Genomic DNA, 16,737 nt, shown 5'->3' on the forward strand with positions numbered 1-16,737 from the left:
CACCGTTACAAACGAGTGGTTGTCAGCGTGTGACAACCACGGGTAAGGGCTGGGGCATGTCTGCGCTCACCCAGATCCTCATCGTCGAGGACGAACCGCTCATCGCGATGATGCTCGAGGATTTCCTCGAGGTGCTCGACAAGACGCCGGTCGGCACCGTCGATACGGTGGCCGGCGCCCTGGCGCGGGTGGAGGACGGCGGCATCGACGCTGCGATCCTCGACGTCAACCTGCGCGGCGGTGAGAAGAGCACGCCCGTCGCCGAAGCGCTCGCCGCACGCGACATTCCGTTCGTGTTCGCGACTGGCGGCAGCGACGACAGCGTCGACAGCCGCTTCCGCGATCGCCCGGTGCTGCAAAAGCCCTTCACGATGGACGGCGTCGCCAAGGCTCTCGCCGCGCTGTAACGCCCCTCGTCCGGCATGACGCATTTGTCACCGGAACGATTGACCGCCCCATCGCATTGGTAGCGTCGATTCCGGACGCAACGATGGGGCAAGGTGCATGACAGATAATCCGATCGCGGTAGTGACCGGCGGCGAGTCCGGTATCGGGGCGGCGTGCGTCGCCGCCCTGGCGAAGGCGGGCGCGCGCGTCGTCTTCACCTATTTCCGCGATGCGGATGCCGCGGCCAAGGTCACCCAGGCGGCGGGCGCCGATCGAGTCCACGCGATCCAGTGCGACGTGTCCAGTGAAGACGCGGTCGAGGCGCTGTTTGCCGACACCGAACGCCGCTTCGGTACTGCGACGTGGCTGGTCAATTCCGCGGGCCTCAACATGAGCGGCACCAAGCTGGTCGACATGCCGCTCGACCATTTCGATCGCGTCATCCGCTCCGACCTTTACGGCCCCTTCCTGACCTGCCGCCGCTTCGTGCGTGCGGCGGAGAAAGCCGGGCAGGGCGGGCGGATCGTCAACATATCCTCGATCCACGAACGGGCGCCGCGACCGGGCGGCGTGGACTATGACGCGGCAAAGGGCGGCTTGGCCCAGCTTACGGCGACGCTCGCCCTCGAACTCGCGCCCGCGAAGATCGCGGTCAACGGCGTCGCGCCGGGCATGATCCTGACGCCGATGAACGAACACGCGATGGAGGATGCCTCCTATCGCCAGTCGCTCGAAGCCAACATTCCCTGGGGGCGCGCCGGCAAGCCCGAGGAGGTCGCGACGCTGGTCGCCTTCCTGCTCTCACCCGCCGCGGATTACATCACCGGGACGACCGTCACGATCGACGGCGCGCTCAGCCTGGTTATCGCGCAGGGGGCCTGACCGATGCCGACCTATGCCGTCGAAGCGCTCGACGACGTCACGATCGCGCCCGGTTCGCCGCTTGATGGCATGGACCTGATGAGCCCCTTCGTCTGGCGCGAGGACGGGCGTTATCGCATGCTGGTGCGCGGAGTCCCCGACCCGCTCGGACCGAGTGATCCGACCGGCCTTATCGCCAGCGGGTGGAGCGATGACGGCCTGAGCTTCACGCTGGACGATCATATCGCCATCGCTCCGGGCAGCGATCCGACGGACCCGGACGCAGGAGGCTGCGAAGACCCGACCGTGCTCAGGACCGACGACGGCACCTACGTCGTCTATTACACCGGCGTCGACGCCAAGCGCAGCCAGGGCGTGATGATTGCCGCGACTGGCCCGTCGCTCGACCGGCTGACCAAGCGCCGCGTCGTCCTGGCCGCCCCCGAAGGCGAGGGCAATATCAAGGAGGCGACCTTCGCTCCGACACCGCACGACGGCTGGCGGTTGTTCTACGAATATGCCGCGGCGGAGGAAAAGGGCGTTGGCGCGTCGCGCGTCGGCATCGCCCGTGCGGACCGGCTCGGCGATCCCTGGACATCGCTCGACGATCCGTTTCCGATCCGGCCGAAATCCTGGGACAATTGGCACCTGTCGACTGGTCCGATCTGCCAGTTGCCCGATGCCGATCCCGTGATGTTCTACAATGGCGCGACGCTGGATGCGCGCTGGCGGATCGGCTGGATCAGTTTCTCGCCGGATTTCTCGGCCGTCACCGGCCGCGGTATCGAACCGCTAATCCTGCCGCCACCGCCGGAAGATCGCGCCAAGACCGATATCGCCTTCGCCGCGTCAACAATCGTCGAGAACGACATGATATCGCTGTACTTCTCGATCGAGGACCGCATTCTCCGTCGGGCGCGCGTGCGATATTACGCGTAACAAGCTTGCGTAGAAGGTGGCTTTCGCGACATAGGGCGTCGCCATGACCCAGTTCGACAAAACCCGCCTGCCCAGCCGTCACGTCTCCGTCGGCCCCGAACGCGCGCCGCATCGCAGCTATTATTATGCGATGGGCCTCAGCGAAGAGGATATCGCTAAGCCCTTCGTCGCGCTGGCGAGCGCCGGTAACAATTCGGCGCCCTGCAACACGACGCTCAACGCCCAGGCCGATGCCGCGCAGGCGGGCGTGATCCAGGGCGGCGGCATGCCGCGCCGGTTCAACACGATCACCGTCACCGATGGCATCGCGATGGGCCATCAGGGCATGAAGGCCAGCCTGGTCAGCCGCGAAGTCATCGCCGATTCGGTCGAGGTGTCGGTCCGCGGCCACTGTTATGACGCGCTTGTCGGCTTTGCCGGCTGCGACAAGTCGTTGCCCGGCATGATGATGGCGATGCTGCGCCTCAATATCCCGTCGATCTTCGTCTATGGCGGATCGATCCTGCCGGGCCGCTTCCACGACCGCGACGTCACTGTCGTCGACGTGTTCGAAGTCGTCGGCAAATACGCCGCTGGCGCATGTCCGCTGTCCGAAGTGCACGAGCTGGAAAAGGTCGCCTGCCCGGGTCACGGCGCATGCGGTGGTCAGTTCACTGCCAACACCATGGCCTGCGTCGGCGAGGCGATCGGTTTATCGCTTCCAAACAGTAACATGGTGCCCGCTCCTTACACCACGCGTGAGCAGATCGCCGTGGCCGCGGGCGCGCAGGTGATGGAGCTGGTCGCGCGTAACCTGCGTCCGCGCGACATCTGCACGCGTGAAGCCTTCATCAACGCCGCGCGCGTCGTCGCCGCGACCGGCGGCTCGACCAATGCCGCGCTCCATCTGCCGGCGATGGCGAACGAAGCCGGTATCGATTTCGACCTCTTCGACGTCGCAGAGGCTTTTAAAACAACACCCTACATCGCAGACCTCAAGCCCGGTGGTCAGTATGTCGCCAAGGATATGCATGAGGCGGGCGGCGTCTACATGCTGATGAAAACGATGCTCGCGGGCGGCTTCCTCGATGGCAATTGCATGACCGTCACCGGCAAGACGCTCGGCGAGAATATCGATCAAGTGACGTGGAACCCGGACCAGAAGGTCATCTATGATATCGCCACGCCGATCACCCCGACCGGCGGTGTCGTGGGCCTGCGTGGCAGCCTCGCCCCCAATGGCGCGATCGTGAAGGTCGCGGGCATGCACCGCCTGCAATTCGAAGGCCCGGCGCGATGCTTCGATTGCGAGGAAGACGCCTTCGCCGCCGTCGAAGCGCGCGCGATCAACGAGGGCGAGGTGATCGTCATCCGCTACGAAGGACCGAAGGGCGGCCCGGGCATGCGCGAAATGCTGTCGACCACCGCGGCGCTCTACGGCCTCGGCATGGGCGAAAAGGTCGCGCTGATCACCGATGGCCGCTTCTCGGGTGGCACGCGCGGCTTCTGCATCGGCCATGTCGGGCCGGAGGCGGCAGAGGGCGGCCCGATCGCCTTGGTCGAGGACGGCGACACGATCCGCATCGATGCTGAGGCCGGGACGATCGATCTGCTGGTCGACGACGCCACGCTCGACGCCCGCCGCGCCGCCTGGACGCCGCGCGTGAACGATTACGGCGCGGGCGCATTGTGGCGCTATGCCCAGAACGTCGGTCCCGCCTTCCAGGGCGCTGTCACCCACCCCGGCGCAAAGGCCGAACGCCACGTCTATGCGGATATCTGATCGCCCGCTGGTGGCGGGCAGGGTGGTGGCGGCAACCGCCCTGCTTCTCCTTGCCGCCTGCGGCGATCGTGGTGTCGACGCGACTAGTAATCAGGCGCTGGCCAACGCGGAAAGTGTTCAGCGTCGAACTGCCGACGACGCAGACCTGATCTTCTGCGCGCACGGCAGCGATGCGTTCCATCGGACCTGCACGGTGGAACGGACGCGGGTGGATCGCGGACTGATCCTCACCGTCCGCCACGACGATGGTGGTTTTCACCGCTTGCTCGTCACGCAGGATGGCCGCGGCGTTATTGCGGCCGATGGGGCGGAGGCGGCGCACGTGTCGATCATCGATCCGCAGTTGATCGAGGTGGCGATCGGTGGCGATCGCTACCGCCTGCCCGCGACGATCGCGTCGACACGATGATCCCGCCCGAAGGCCAGCCGATCCTGACCGCAGCGCAAATGCGCGCTGCGGAAGACGCCGCCGTCGCGTCGGGCATTTCCGTCGAGACGCTGATGCAACGCGCAGGCGAAGGCATTGCCGCTGCCGTGCGCCGTCTGACTGCAGGCGCCGATGTGCTCGTGCTCTGCGGACCCGGCAACAACGGCGGCGACGGCTATGTTGCCGCATCGGTTCTGCAACGTCTCGGCCTGAGCGTACGAGTCGCGGCGGATGAAGCCCCTCGGACGCCCGCCGCCTCCGCCGCATGCCGGGGCTGGCAGGGCGATGTCGAGCCTCTGGACACGGCACGGCCCGCGCCGGTCCTGATCGACTGCCTGTTCGGCACGGGGCTGTCGCGACCGCTGCCCGCCGCCACCGACGCATCGCTCGCCCGCCTTGCCGGTGCAGCGCGGGTCGTGATCACCGCCGATCTGCCCAGCGGCGTCGATGCCGACACGGGCGCCGTGCCCGATTGGGCCGCGGCACATCCCGCGACGCTCAGTCTTGCGCTCGGCGCCCTCAAGCCCGCGCATGTCCTCGAACCGGCGGCCAGCGCCTGCGGCACGATCCGCCTGATCAACCTGGGCCTCAGCGAGCGACCCGCCGACTGCATCGTAGCAACGGCGCCGCATCTGCCACAGCCCGGGCCCGAATCGCACAAATATACGCGCGGCATGGTCGCCGTGGTCGTCGGCGCGATGGAGGGCGCCGCGCGGCTCTCTGGCATCGCCGCCCTGCGCAGCGGGGCAGGCTACGTCGCGCTATATGGCGATGGCAGCTGGGGCGGTCCCGACGCGCTCGTTCACCGCCCCTATGATGCCGACGCGCTGACCGATCCGCGGATCGGCGCCATCCTGATCGGTCCGGGGCTGGGCCGAGACGACGACGCGCGGCATCGCCTCAAGGCGCTGATCGCCGCCGACGAACGCGCGCTGATCATCGACGGGGATGCGCTACACCTGCTCGATCCAGACACGCTTGCCGGGCGGTCCCACCCCGTCATCCTCACGCCGCACGCGGGCGAGTTTAAAGCCCTGTTCGGCGAGAGCGCGGGTTCCTTGCTCGATCGCGCGCGTGCGGCAGCGCGGCGCACCGGCGCCGTCGTCGTCCTGAAGGGCCCGACAACCATCGTCGCCACGCCCGCTCGCACGATCGTTCATCCGCGCGGCAACCCCTGGCTGTCGACCGCCGGGACCGGCGACGTGCTCGCCGGCGCGATCGCGGCGCAACTCGCCCATGCCGGCACCGATCCGCTCGCGGCAGCGAGTGCCGGCGTCTGGCTCCACGCCCAGGCGGCACGCCGGCTCGGCGCCAGCTTCATCGCCGACGACTTGGCAAATGCGCTGACGCCCGTCAGGGCGGGCGCATGACCGATTCCGATACGATTCTGCCCCCCGATACGATTGTCCGCGTCGCCGCCCGTGGCGATGGCGTCACTGCCAACGGTCGCCATGCCGCCTTCGCGGCGCCCGGCGATCTGCTCGGCCCCGATGGTACGTTGACCCACGGCCCGCATCACCAGACGCCGCCGTGCCACCATTTCCCCGAATGCGGCGGCTGCCAGCTCCAGCATCTTGATGACGAATCCTACGCCGCCTTCGTCAGCGATCGCGTCGCCAGCGCGCTGGAGGCGCAGGGGCTGACCGCGCCGTTGCGCGCGCCGCTCGTCTCGCCGCCGCAAACGCGCCGCCGCGCGACGCTGCATGTCGAGAGTAAGGGTGGTCGCATCCTGCTGGGCTTCTCCGCCGAGAAGAGCCACGCCATCGTCGATGTGCGCGAATGCCACATTCTTGCGCCAGAGCTGTTCGCGGTGGTCGCGCCGCTGCGCGCGCTGCTGCAGAAGCTCGGTTTTAAGCGGCGCGGCGACGTTCATCTGACCCTGTCCGATCAGGGCCCCGACATCCTTGTGACCAATCTGTCGGCGGACGGCCTCGCCGCCGCGGAGACGATCACCGCCTTTTGCGAGCGACACGGCATCGCGCGCTTCACTCTCGACAGCGGCGACGGGTTCGAAACGCGCTGGGAGCCGCAGCCGGTGACCATCACGCTCGGCGGGCACCCCGTGCCGCTGCCGCCCGCATCGTTCCTGCAAGCGACACAGGAAGGCGAGGACGCGCTGGTCGCCGCCATGCGCGAAGCGACTGCGGGCGCGGGCACGATCGCCGATCTGTTCGCGGGCCTCGGCACCTTCGCGCTGGCCCTGCCGGCACGGGTGTACGCCGCCGAGGGCGCGCGGGATGCGATCATGGCGCTGAAAGCCGGAGCGGCTCATGGCGGGCGCCAGATCTTTACCGAACATCGCGACCTGTTCCGCCGACCGCTTACCATTACAGAGCTCGACCGCTTCGACGCGATCGTCATCGATCCGCCGCGCGCGGGGGCGCGCGATCAGGCAGAGGCGCTCGCCGCATCCCAGACCAAGGTCATCGGCTATGTTTCGTGCAATCCCAGCAGCTTCGCGCGCGATGCGAAGATGATGGTGGAGGGCGGCTGGCGGATCGACTGGATCCAGCCCGTCGGCCAGTTCCGCTGGTCCACCCACGTCGAACTCGCCGCGCGGTTCGTTCGCTAAAGGGTTCGCGCGACGCCGCGAAGACGCAAAGAGGTCCTGCTAGGGCGCCGCGATCGGCAGACGCCACCGTCGGCGATTGGTAGGACGGCCTCCGTCCTGTCCGTGTCCCCCTTCGCGTCTTCGCGTGAATCAATACACTGCCGTCATGAAGAACAACCCATCGGGCGGCGCATTCAGCCCCAGCCGCGCGCGATCCCGCGCCGCGAGCGCATTGGCGACGTCTGCGACCGACCACTGCCCCCGCCCGACCAGCGCCAGGCACCCGACCATCGATCGCACCTGATGATGCAGGAACGATCGCGCCGCCGCCCGTACCGCGATTCGATCGCCATTCCGCTCGACGGATAGCAGATCCAGCGTCCGCACCGGACTGTCGGCTTGGCAATGCGCAGAGCGGAAAGTGGTAAAGTCGTGCCGCCCGACCAGCACCGCCGCCGCCGCCGCCATTGCATCGGCGTCGAGCGGCTGCGGTACCTGCCACGCCAGCCCCGCTTCCCAGGTCAGCGGCGCGCGCCGGTTGACGATGCGATATTCGTAACTGCGCCCGACGCACGAAAAGCGCGCATGCCAATCGTCCGCCACCTCCACGCAGTCGAGCACCGCGACCGGTGCCGGCCGCACCCGCGCATTGAGCGCCTCCATCAACCGGAACGGCGCGATCGTCTTGGCGATGTCGACATGCGCGCGCATGCCCAGCCCATGTACGCCGGCATCGGTCCTTCCTGCGGCATGCACCGCGGCCGTCTCACCGGTGACGGCGAACACCGCCTCTTCCAGTGCCGCTTGCACGCTGGGCCCGTGCTTCTGCCGCTGCCAGCCCATGAACGGCCGACCGTCATATTCGATCGTCAGCGCGAACCGCGTCAAAGCTGCGTCCCCGATCGCACCGGGAAGCCCCGCAGCATCTCCTCCGCGCTCGTCACGCCGCGCCCGGCGCGCTGCACCAGCGTCGGGCGGATCGCACCGTCGCCGCATGCGATCGTCAGCGCCGCATCCACCGTCGTTCCCTCGCCGCCGGGGAAAGAGAAGGGCAGGACCTCGGCAGCGAGCAGCTTCACCCGCTCGCCCGCAATCTCCACCCATGCGCCCGGCGCCGGGTTCATTGCGCGGATCAGCCGCTCGACCTCGACCGCGCTCTTGGTAAAATCGATCCGCGCCTCGGCCTTGTCGATCTTGCGCGCATAGGTGATGCCGTCCTCGGGCTGCGGCACCGGTGGATGTCCAGCCAGATCGTCGAGCACCTCTATCATCAACCGCCCGCCCAGCGCCGCCAGCGCATCGGTGAGTTCGCCCGCGGTCTGCCGCTCGATCGCGACCCGCCCCTCCAGCCGCACTGGGCCGGTGTCTAGCCCCGCCTCCATCTGCATGATCCCGACCCCCGTCTCGGCATCGCCGGCCAGGATCGCGCGCTGCACGGGCGCCGCCCCGCGCCAGCGCGGCAACAACGAGCCGTGGACGTTGAGACAGCCATGCTTTGGCGCGTCGAGGATCGCCTGCGGCAACAACAGCCCGTAAGCCGCCACTACCGCCACGTCCGCGTCCAGCGCCGCAAACGTCGCCTGCGCCTCGGCGCCCTTCAGGCTGACCGGATCGTATACCGGTAGGCCTGCCTCTTCGGCGCGCAATTGGACCGGCGACTTGACCAGTTCGCGCCCGCGCCGACCGCCCGGCCGTGCCGGCTGCGTATAGACCGCGACGACCTGATGCCCCGGCGCCGCCAACACCGCATCCAGCACGTCGCGCGCGAAGGCCGGGGTTCCCATGAAGATGATCCGCATGGGGGCCTTCAACGCGCTGGCGGGGCAGGGCGCAACCCCCTATCTGTTCCCCATGGCATCCCCCGAAATCGAGGCGCTGACCCAGGCGCTCGCGCGCCTTCCCGGCCTCGGCCCCCGATCCGCCCGTCGCGCGGTGCTGCACCTGCTGAAGAAACGCGAGGCCGCGCTCGGCCCGTTGCGCGCCGCGTTGGAGGCGGTGGACGAGCGGCTGGAGACGTGCGGCATCTGCGGCAACGTCGACACCGCCAACCCCTGCGCGATCTGCGCCGATCCGCGCCGCGACCAGCGCTCGCTGTGCGTCGTCGAAGAGGTGGCCGACCTCTGGGCGCTCGAACGCTCGCGCCTGTTTCCCGGTCGCTTCCATGTGCTCGGCGGCCGCCTGTCGGCGCTCGAGGGCGTCCGCCCTGAAGACCTCGCCATCGACGCGCTCGTCGCCCGGATCGAGGCGGGCGGCATCGACGAGGTCGTTCTCGCGATGAACGCCACGCTGGAGGGCCAGACGACGGCCCATTATCTCGCCGACCGGATCGAGCGCTTTCCCGTCCGCGTCACGCAACTCGCGCACGGCCTGCCGGTCGGCGGCGAACTCGACTATCTCGACGAAGGCACGTTGGCCCAGGCCCTGCGCGCAAGACGGCCGGTCGCCTGATCGCGAGGTCACCCCAATCTTGACGGCAAACGCCCCGGGACCTAGCTCCGCGCGATGGCAGTTCTTCCCATCGTCGAAATTCCCGATCCGCGCCTGCGCCTGATCTCCAAGCCCGTCGAATCGATCACCGATGAGACGCGCGCCTTCGTGCAGGACATGATCGACACGATGTACGCTGCGCACGGCATCGGCCTCGCCGCGATCCAGGTCGGCGTCGACCAGCGCATTCTCGTCATCGACCTGCAGGAGGAAAAGGACGAGGACGACAAGCCGATCAAGGCGCCCAAGGCCTATATCAATCCCGAAGTCCTGTCGGTCAGCGACGAGACGAGCACCTATAACGAAGGCTGCCTGTCGATCCCCGAACAATATGCCGATGTGCAGCGCCCGGCATCGTGCCGTGTCCGCTGGCAGGACGAAACCGGCGCCGCGCATGAGGAAGAGCTGACCGGCCTGCTCGCCACCTGCATGCAGCATGAGATCGACCATCTGAACGGGGTGCTCTTCATCGACCATATCAGCCGCCTGAAGCGCGACATGGTGCTCAAGAAGCTGGCCAAGGCACGCCGCTGACCGAAGCCGGCCGGCGCGACGGTCACGCCGGCTGCATCACCGCCAGCACATGTCCGTCCGGGTCGGCGAGGTGAAAGCGCCGGCCGCCCGGAAAGGCGAAGATCGGCACGGTAACGCGCCCGCCCGCCGCCTCGACCGCGGCTAGGGCCGCCTCCAGATCGTCCACCTCGATCACCGGCAACGGCGCCGCGACGCGATCCGGTGCCGCATCCAGTCCGACATCGGTGTCGCCGCTGGTCGTCGCGGCATAGTCCGGTCCGTAATCGGCGAAGGTCCAGCCGAAGGCCTCGGCGTAGAACGCCTTGGCCCGCGCGCGATCCCCCACCGGCAGCTCGAGATAGTTCAGACGCGCCATCGAATCCTCCCATTTCGTTCTTGATACGTTCTACGTGCGCGCCTAGCCTTTGGCAATGGTCGGTCCCAAGCCCCGACGCGCCGTCCGCGGTGCGACGCTCAACAGCGAAAGCCGCCGCTTCAACCTGCCGCAGGTGGAGGCGGACGGCGACTGGCTGGACGCGCGCGAGGAGATCGACGGCGAGGCGCCACCGCTGCGCACCAGCGTGACGATCGAACAGCCCCGCACGATCATCAGTCGCAATGCCTCACCCGACGTCGGCTTCGATCGCTCGGTCAACCCGTATCGCGGCTGCGAGCACGGCTGCATTTATTGCTTCGCACGGCCGACGCACGCCTTCCACGATTTGTCGCCCGGTCTCGATTTCGAAAGCCGGCTTTTTGCCAAGCCACAGGCGGCGGAGCTGCTCCGCGCCGAACTGCGCAAGCCCGGCTATGCCGTCGCACCGATCGCGCTGGGCACCAACACCGACCCCTATCAACCGATCGAGAACGATTGGCGGGTTACCCGTAGCGTGCTGGAGGTGCTGCGCGAGACGCGGCATCCGCTGACGATCACCACCAAGTCCGACCGCGTGGTCCGCGATATCGACCTGCTGGCCCCGATGGCGGCCGAGGGGCTGTCGGCGGTTTCGGTGTCGATCACCTCGCTCGATCCGCGTGTCGCCATGACGATCGAACCGCGCGCGCCGCATCCCGAACGGCGGCTGAATGCGGTGCGCGCGCTCGCCGATGCGGGCGTACCGGTCTATGTCTCGATCGCGCCCGTGATCCCCGCCATCACCGATCATGAGATCGAGCATCTGGTCGAACGTGCGGCAGGGGCGGGGGCCCGCGCGTGTTTCTTCATCCCCGTCCGCTTGCCGCACGAGGTCGCGCCGCTGTTCCGCGCCTGGCTCGACACCCATTTCCCCGATCGCGCCGGCAAAGTGATGGCCACGATCCAGAGCCTGCGCGGCGGCCGCGACAACGATCCCGGCTTCTTCACGCGCATGCAGGGGGCAGGGCCATGGGCCGAGCTGATGCGCACCCGTTTCGCCATCGCCTGCCGCAAGCACGGCCTCGCCAATCGCGGCGTGACGCTCCGCACCGATCTGTTCCGCCCGCCTGCCGGCCCGCAGGGCGAGTTGTTCTGACGGGGGGACGGACGCTTCACCAACCCTCGTCACCCCGGACTTGATCCGGGGTCCCGCTTCTGCTTCGGCTGCGGTGAAGAAGCGGGATCCCGGCTCAAGGCCGGGATGACGGGGCGTTTTCGGGCACTGCCCGTACCATCGCGAAGACATCCTGACATGCCCGCCACGCTCATGAGAGCCCCCCCTCGTCACCCCGGACTTGATCCGGGGTCCCGCTTTTACCCCGACCGCAGCGAATGAGGAAGCAGGCATCCGATCCTGCGACGAAATCACGGGGAACAGTCCCGCCGAAGCAACGCCACCCCGCCGCCGTTAGGCACCCGCTAACCATAACAGGCGCATCGGGAGAACCATGACCTCGCGCCGCATCTGGCTGATCCTCGCGCTCGTCGCGCTGGCGCTGCGGCTGCCCGATATCGGCAATCCGCTCGTCGATCTCGACGAACAGATGTACCTGCTCGTCGGCCAGCGGATGTGGGACGGCGCGATCCCCTATGTCGACATCTGGGATCGCAAGCCGATCGGTCTGTTCCTGATCTACGCCGCCAGCGCCGAGCTGCCGATCGACGCAATCGTTGCCTACCATCTCGTCGCGCTGGCCGCGGCGGTGGTGACGGCGGGATGCATCGCGATGCTCGTGCGCACCTTTGCCGGACCGAAAGCCGCGCTCGCCGCCGCCATCCTGTATCTCGTCTGGCTGTCGCTAATCGGCGGGCGCGGCGGGCAGTCGCCGGTGTTCTACGACCTGCCGATGGTGCTGGCCGCATGGCTGACCTGGCAGACGCTGGCGGGCCGGCGCCGCGGCGGGGTCGCGGCGATGCTGCTGGTCGGCGTCGCGCTCCAGATCAAGCCTACCGTGGTGTTCGAAGGCGCGTTCTTCGGAGTCACGCTGGTGGTCGCGTCATGGCGGCACCACCGCAGTCACGCACGCGTCGCTCGAGACGCCGCGGTCTACGTGGTCGCCGCCTTGCTCCCGACCTTGATCGCGGCGGGCGTCTATGCCGCCATGGGGCAGGGTGACGCCTGGTGGTTCGCCAACGTCCAGTCGATCTTCCTGCGGCGCCTGACGCCCGGCGATCCGATCGCGACCCGACTGATCGGCGCGGTCGTCGTGCTGCTGGTACCGTTCGGCTTGGCGGTGCGCGGTCTCGCGATGCACCATGGGCAGCGCCGCTGGTTTCTGGCCGGCTGGCTGGCGAGCGCCATCATCGGCTGGCTGCTCGTCCCACCCTATTTCAACCATTATGCGCTGCCGCTGCTGGTGCCCCTTGCGGTTGCGGCCAGCATCGCGCTCGATCGCCCCGCGCTGCGCTGGCTGGCGGCGCTGGCTGGTGCGGTGATGCTGTATCTGAGCGGTTATCCGCATTGGGGCGAGACCGCGACGATCCGTCGCCAGCTCGCATCGCTCGCCACCGCCTTCGGGCAGGATCGCGATCGCGGTTGCTCCTTCGTTTTCGATGCACCGCCTGCACTTTACACCGCGGCCCACACCTGCCTGCCGACCCGCTATCCGTTCCCGCCTCACCTCATAGAACCGAGCGAGGCGGTCGCGATCGGCATCGATCCGCGTCGCGAACTCGCGCGGATTCTCGCCGCCAAACCCCCTGCCATCGCCGTCGGCCGATCCGACGCGATGATCCACGCGACGCTGGTCACGGACTATTACCCTGTCGCGCGGGCGCTGGGCATCACCATCTATCGCCGCGCCGATCTGTCGCACGTGACGGATAAGTCGGCCGCATCCGTGCGTTCCCCCATCCCGCACTGATGCGGCCGGCAGGAGCGCAGCATGACCGATCCCGACACGCCCGAACCCACCGAACGCCCTGACGGCGCGGTGCCCGATACCAGCGTCCCCGACGAATCGGGTGCCGGCTACGGCAATCACGGCGACGCGGACGATTGATCGTCGATACGAAAGAAGGCCCGGACGCGCGACGCATCCGGGCCTTCTTTAGTCGTTAGACGAAGGGCTTACGCCCAGTTCGCCATCTTCTGCTCGAGGTTCGAACGCACCGCCTCGAAGAACTGTTCGGTCGTCATCCAGGGCTGATCTGGGCCGATTAGGATCGCGAGATCCTTCGTCATCTGGCCGTTCTCGACGCATTCGATGCAGACGCGCTCCAGCGTCTCGGCGAAGCGGACGACGTCCGGCGTGTTGTCGAACTTGCCGCGATACTTCAGGCCGCCGGTCCAGGCGAAGATCGACGCGATCGGGTTGGTCGACGTCGCCTTGCCCTGCTGGTGCTGGCGATAGTGGCGCGTGACGGTGCCGTGCGCCGCTTCCGCCTCAACGGTCTTGCCGTCCGGGGTCAGCAGCACCGAGGTCATCAGACCCAGCGAGCCGAAGCCCTGCGCGACCTGGTCCGACTGCACGTCGCCGTCATAGTTCTTGCACGCCCACACGAACTCGCCGTTCCACTTCAGCGCCGATGCGACCATGTCGTCGATCAGGCGGTGTTCGTAGACGATGCCGGCTTCCTTGAACTTGTCCTTGAATTCGGCCTCGAACACCTCGGCGAACAGATCCTTGAAGCGGCCGTCATAGGCCTTCAGGATCGTGTTCTTGGTGCTGAGGTACACCGGCCACTTCAGGTTCAGGCCGTAATGCATCGACGCACGGGCGAAATCGCGGATCGAATCGTCCAGGTTGTACATGCCCATCGCGACACCCGACGACGGGAACTGGAAGACTTCTTCGTCGATCACGGTGCCGTCTTCGCCTTCGAAGACCAGGCGCAGCTTGCCCGGGCCCGGAACGCGGAAATCGGTCGCCTTATACTGGTCGCCGAACGCGTGACGGCCGACGACGATCGGGTGCGTCCAGCCCGGGATCAGGCGGGGGACGTTCTTGATCACGATCGGTTCGCGGAACACGACGCCGCCCAGGATGTTGCGGATCGTGCCGTTCGGCGACTTCCACATCTTCTTCAGGCCGAATTCCTCGACGCGCGCTTCGTCGGGGGTGATCGTCGCGCACTTCACTGCGACGCCGTACTTCTGCGTCGCCTTGGCGGCATCGACCGTCACCTTGTCCTCGGTGGCGTCGCGGTGCTCGACGCCGAGGTCGTAATAGTCGAGCTGGATGTCGAGATACGGCTTGATGAGGCGTTCGCGGATCCATTCCCAGATGATGCGCGTCATTTCGTCGCCGTCGATCTCCACGACGGGCGTCTTCACCTGAATCTTGGCCATATGCTCTTCCTGCAAGGGGAGTTTGCGTGTGCGTCTAGGCACAAGCGCCACGCGGATCAACCACCGGCGCGCGCCTTCGGCCCGAGAGCGTTGTGTTGCAGGAACGTCACGGTTACACCTGCGCGTTATGTCATCGCTTGAAAAGCCTCCCCACACGCCGCTGCCGACGACGACCGTCAAGTGGCGCTTCCCCTCGGTGCATCCCGAAGGACACAAATACGCCGCCATCGCCCTGGGCATCACATTGCTCGGCACGGTGCTCACCAAGGTGCTGTTCTGGCCGCTGCTCGCGGTCGTCGTCTGGGTGCTCACCTTCTTCCGCGATCCCGTGCGCACGACGCCGACGGGCGAGGGGTTGATCATCGCGCCCGCCGACGGCCTCGTCACGATGATTCAGAAGGTGCCGGTGCCGCGCGAACTGATCGGCGACCTCGGCGACGCGCCGCTCACCCGCGTGTCGATCTTCATGTCGGTGTTCGACGTCCACATCAATCGCACGCCTATCGCCGGCACGATCCGCCAGGTCGTCTATATCAGCGGCAAGTTCCTCAACGCCGATCTCGACAAGGCATCGGACGAAAACGAACGCCAGCATATCGTCGTCGAAGGTCGCGACGGTCGCCGCATCGGCTTTACCCAGATCGCCGGTCTCGTCGCACGCCGCATCGTACCCTTCGTCAAGCCGGGCGACATGGTTGCGACCGGCCAGCGTATCGGCCTGATCCGCTTCGGCAGCCGCGTCGACGTCTTCCTGCCCGACGATATCATCCCGCAGGTGACATTGGGCCAGCGTTCGATCGCCGGTGAGACCGTGATCGGCCGCGTCGGCGGCGTGCCCGTCACCGGTATCGCCCAATAATGGACGATTCGTCGGAGCAGCGCCCCCCGCTGTCGCAAGGCCGGTTCGCCGGCCGTCGCCTGCCTCGCCGGCCGCGGGGCCTGCCGCTGCGCGCGGTGGCGCCCAACGCGGTCACCGCCCTTGCGCTGTGCTCGGGCCTCAGTGGCGTCCGCTTCGCGATCGGCGGCGAATGGCAGAGCGCGGTTGCCATGATCATGATCGCGGGGGTGCTCGACGGTCTCGACGGCCGCATCGCGCGCATGCTGCACGGCGAAAGCCGCTTCGGCGCCGAACTCGATTCGCTGTCCGACGCGATTTCCTTCGGCGTGGCGCCGGCGCTGATTCTCTACCTCTGGTCGCTTGCCGCGCTGCCCCGCATCGGCTGGATCAGCGCATTGGTGCTGGCGGTGTTCTGCGCCCTGCGCCTCGCCCGCTTCAACGCCAAGATCGATGAGACGGATCAACCGCACAAATCGGCGGGGTTCTTGACCGGTGTTCCGGCGCCTGCCGGAGCGGGCCTCGCCATGCTGCCGATGTATTTCTGGTTCTGGACCGACGAGCCGATCTTCACGTCACCCTGGCTCGTCGCTCTGTGGGTCGCCTTCGTCGCGCTACTGATGGTGTCGAGCGTCGCGACCTTCTCGTGGACCTCGCTACGCCTCCGCCGCACCGTGCGGTTCGAGGCGATCGCGGCAGTGGTCTTCCTGGGCGCCGCGCTGGTATCGGCGCCGTGGCACACGCTTAGCGTGATCTGCCTCGGCTACCTGCTGACCATCCCGTTCAGTATCGCCAGCTACGCCCGGGTCAGGCGGCTGCGCGCAGCCGGCGAACGGCCGCGGGCACCGGAGCCGACGCCCAGCGCCTGACGGCGATGCGGCGCTCGGCGCGGGCAAGCTGCGACAGCGGCGTGAACGCGGGTTCGATATGGCCGGAGGCGAGGCGGGCGATGCGGCGCCATTGCGGCGCGACCGTGGCGATCATCACCCCGGCCGCCGCCAGAAACGCGCCCACGAACACCAGACCGGACAGTACTGCAACCATCGAACCAACTCCCTCGCAGGGTTGCGAGCACCCTGTGGATAACTCGCTAAACCCATGTTTTATCGGTGAGTTCCCATAAGCCTCTGATTTTCGACCATTTCGGCCCCTTGTTGATCTCCATCAAGGGGCGGCGTGGGCTTGGGTCACCGTATGAACACGGTATGTTCCATATACGTTCCACGTGTCAAGCGGATGTTCCGGCTTGCACTGGCGCGTGGCTTTCGC

18 protein-coding genes are annotated in these 16,737 nt (G+C 67.3%); 13 read left to right on the plus strand and 5 right to left on the minus strand.

Features of this window, described 5'->3' with window-relative positions; translation table 11 throughout:
* Nucleotides 1-56: 56 nt before the first annotated feature.
* The 7 genes from SPHME3_RS0111655 (at nucleotide 57) to SPHME3_RS0111685 (ending at nucleotide 6,948) form a co-directional block, all read left to right on the plus strand.
* Nucleotides 57-407, plus strand: coding sequence for a response regulator (locus tag SPHME3_RS0111655; RefSeq protein ID WP_017978983.1), 351 nt, complete (start codon nucleotides 57-59; stop codon nucleotides 405-407).
* A 97-nt stretch (nucleotides 408-504) separates the two neighbouring features.
* Nucleotides 505-1,269: an SDR family NAD(P)-dependent oxidoreductase gene (locus SPHME3_RS0111660; protein ID WP_017978982.1), complete on the plus strand. Its 765-nt coding sequence runs from the start codon at nucleotides 505-507 to the stop codon at nucleotides 1,267-1,269.
* A gap of 3 nt (nucleotides 1,270-1,272) precedes the next feature.
* Entirely contained in the window at nucleotides 1,273-2,187 is a 915-nt protein-coding gene (locus SPHME3_RS0111665; protein ID WP_017978981.1) for a glycoside hydrolase family protein, read from the plus strand.
* 43 nt (nucleotides 2,188-2,230) lie between these two features.
* On the plus strand, nucleotides 2,231-3,949 hold the full coding sequence (gene ilvD, locus SPHME3_RS0111670) for a dihydroxy-acid dehydratase (RefSeq protein WP_017978980.1): 1,719 nt from the start codon (nucleotides 2,231-2,233) through the stop codon (nucleotides 3,947-3,949).
* A complete protein-coding gene (locus SPHME3_RS0111675; RefSeq protein WP_232479686.1) occupies nucleotides 3,936-4,358 on the plus strand; it encodes a hypothetical protein in 423 nt (140 codons plus the stop codon). Before ilvD ends, SPHME3_RS0111675 begins: the two co-directional genes overlap by 14 nt.
* Nucleotides 4,355-5,746 carry a bifunctional ADP-dependent NAD(P)H-hydrate dehydratase/NAD(P)H-hydrate epimerase gene (locus tag SPHME3_RS0111680; protein ID WP_017978978.1) on the plus strand — a complete coding sequence of 464 codons (1,392 nt, stop codon included), beginning with the start codon at nucleotides 4,355-4,357 and terminating at the stop codon, nucleotides 5,744-5,746. The genes SPHME3_RS0111675 and SPHME3_RS0111680 overlap by 4 nt, the downstream gene beginning before the upstream one ends.
* Nucleotides 5,743-6,948, plus strand: a complete 1,206-nt coding sequence (locus tag SPHME3_RS0111685) for a class I SAM-dependent RNA methyltransferase (protein WP_017978977.1) — start codon at nucleotides 5,743-5,745, stop codon at nucleotides 6,946-6,948. Before SPHME3_RS0111680 ends, SPHME3_RS0111685 begins: the two co-directional genes overlap by 4 nt.
* Before the next feature lie 129 nt (nucleotides 6,949-7,077).
* Here SPHME3_RS0111685 and truA read toward each other — a convergent pair whose 3' ends face one another.
* Both truA and fmt read right to left on the minus strand, forming a co-directional pair.
* Nucleotides 7,078-7,815 carry a tRNA pseudouridine(38-40) synthase TruA gene (truA, locus tag SPHME3_RS0111690; RefSeq protein WP_017978976.1) on the minus strand — a complete coding sequence of 246 codons (738 nt, stop codon included), beginning with the start codon at nucleotides 7,813-7,815 and terminating at the stop codon, nucleotides 7,078-7,080.
* Nucleotides 7,812-8,726, minus strand: a complete 915-nt coding sequence (gene fmt / locus SPHME3_RS0111695) for a methionyl-tRNA formyltransferase (RefSeq protein WP_018250732.1) — start codon at nucleotides 8,724-8,726, stop codon at nucleotides 7,812-7,814. The genes truA and fmt overlap by 4 nt, the downstream gene beginning before the upstream one ends.
* Nucleotides 8,727-8,778: 52 nt before the next feature.
* Between fmt and recR the strand changes: the two genes are divergently transcribed.
* Nucleotides 8,779-9,375: a recombination mediator RecR gene (gene recR / locus SPHME3_RS0111700; RefSeq protein WP_024310551.1), complete on the plus strand. Its 597-nt coding sequence runs from the start codon at nucleotides 8,779-8,781 to the stop codon at nucleotides 9,373-9,375.
* A gap of 54 nt (nucleotides 9,376-9,429) precedes the next feature.
* The gene (gene def, locus SPHME3_RS0111705; protein ID WP_017978973.1) at nucleotides 9,430-9,948 is read left to right on the plus strand and encodes a peptide deformylase; all 519 of its coding nucleotides are present in this window, start codon (nucleotides 9,430-9,432) and stop codon (nucleotides 9,946-9,948) included.
* A 22-nt stretch (nucleotides 9,949-9,970) separates the two neighbouring features.
* Here the strand turns inward: def and SPHME3_RS0111710 are convergent, their stop codons facing one another.
* Nucleotides 9,971-10,303 (minus strand): VOC family protein, encoded by a 333-nt coding sequence (locus SPHME3_RS0111710; protein ID WP_017978972.1) that lies wholly within the window; start codon nucleotides 10,301-10,303, stop codon nucleotides 9,971-9,973.
* A gap of 55 nt (nucleotides 10,304-10,358) precedes the next feature.
* Here SPHME3_RS0111710 and SPHME3_RS0111715 point away from each other — a divergent pair, with 55 nt between their 5' ends.
* Together SPHME3_RS0111715 and SPHME3_RS0111720 are read left to right on the plus strand one after the other, a co-directional pair.
* The gene (locus tag SPHME3_RS0111715; protein WP_017978971.1) at nucleotides 10,359-11,438 is read left to right on the plus strand and encodes a PA0069 family radical SAM protein; all 1,080 of its coding nucleotides are present in this window, start codon (nucleotides 10,359-10,361) and stop codon (nucleotides 11,436-11,438) included.
* A 352-nt stretch (nucleotides 11,439-11,790) separates the two neighbouring features.
* Entirely contained in the window at nucleotides 11,791-13,206 is a 1,416-nt protein-coding gene (locus tag SPHME3_RS0111720) for a glycosyltransferase family 39 protein (protein WP_017978970.1), read from the plus strand.
* A gap of 206 nt (nucleotides 13,207-13,412) precedes the next feature.
* Here SPHME3_RS0111720 and SPHME3_RS0111730 read toward each other — a convergent pair whose 3' ends face one another.
* The gene (locus SPHME3_RS0111730; protein WP_017978968.1) at nucleotides 13,413-14,633 is read right to left on the minus strand and encodes an NADP-dependent isocitrate dehydrogenase; all 1,221 of its coding nucleotides are present in this window, start codon (nucleotides 14,631-14,633) and stop codon (nucleotides 13,413-13,415) included.
* Nucleotides 14,634-14,760: 127 nt separating this feature from the next.
* Here SPHME3_RS0111730 and SPHME3_RS0111735 point away from each other — a divergent pair, with 127 nt between their 5' ends.
* Both SPHME3_RS0111735 and SPHME3_RS0111740 read left to right on the plus strand, forming a co-directional pair.
* A complete protein-coding gene (locus SPHME3_RS0111735; RefSeq protein WP_017978967.1) occupies nucleotides 14,761-15,492 on the plus strand; it encodes a phosphatidylserine decarboxylase in 732 nt (243 codons plus the stop codon).
* Nucleotides 15,492-16,337 carry a CDP-alcohol phosphatidyltransferase family protein gene (locus SPHME3_RS0111740; RefSeq protein WP_017978966.1) on the plus strand — a complete coding sequence of 282 codons (846 nt, stop codon included), beginning with the start codon at nucleotides 15,492-15,494 and terminating at the stop codon, nucleotides 16,335-16,337. Before SPHME3_RS0111735 ends, SPHME3_RS0111740 begins: the two co-directional genes overlap by 1 nt.
* Here SPHME3_RS0111740 and SPHME3_RS0111745 read toward each other — a convergent pair.
* Nucleotides 16,276-16,512, minus strand: coding sequence for a hypothetical protein (locus tag SPHME3_RS0111745; protein WP_018250733.1), 237 nt, complete (start codon nucleotides 16,510-16,512; stop codon nucleotides 16,276-16,278). The genes SPHME3_RS0111740 and SPHME3_RS0111745 overlap by 62 nt on opposite strands.
* Nucleotides 16,513-16,737: the final 225 nt, after the last annotated feature.

The sequence above is a fragment of the Sphingomonas melonis DAPP-PG 224 genome, from assembly GCF_000379045.1.
GTDB classification, from domain to species: Bacteria; Pseudomonadota; Alphaproteobacteria; order Sphingomonadales; family Sphingomonadaceae; genus Sphingomonas; species Sphingomonas aquatilis.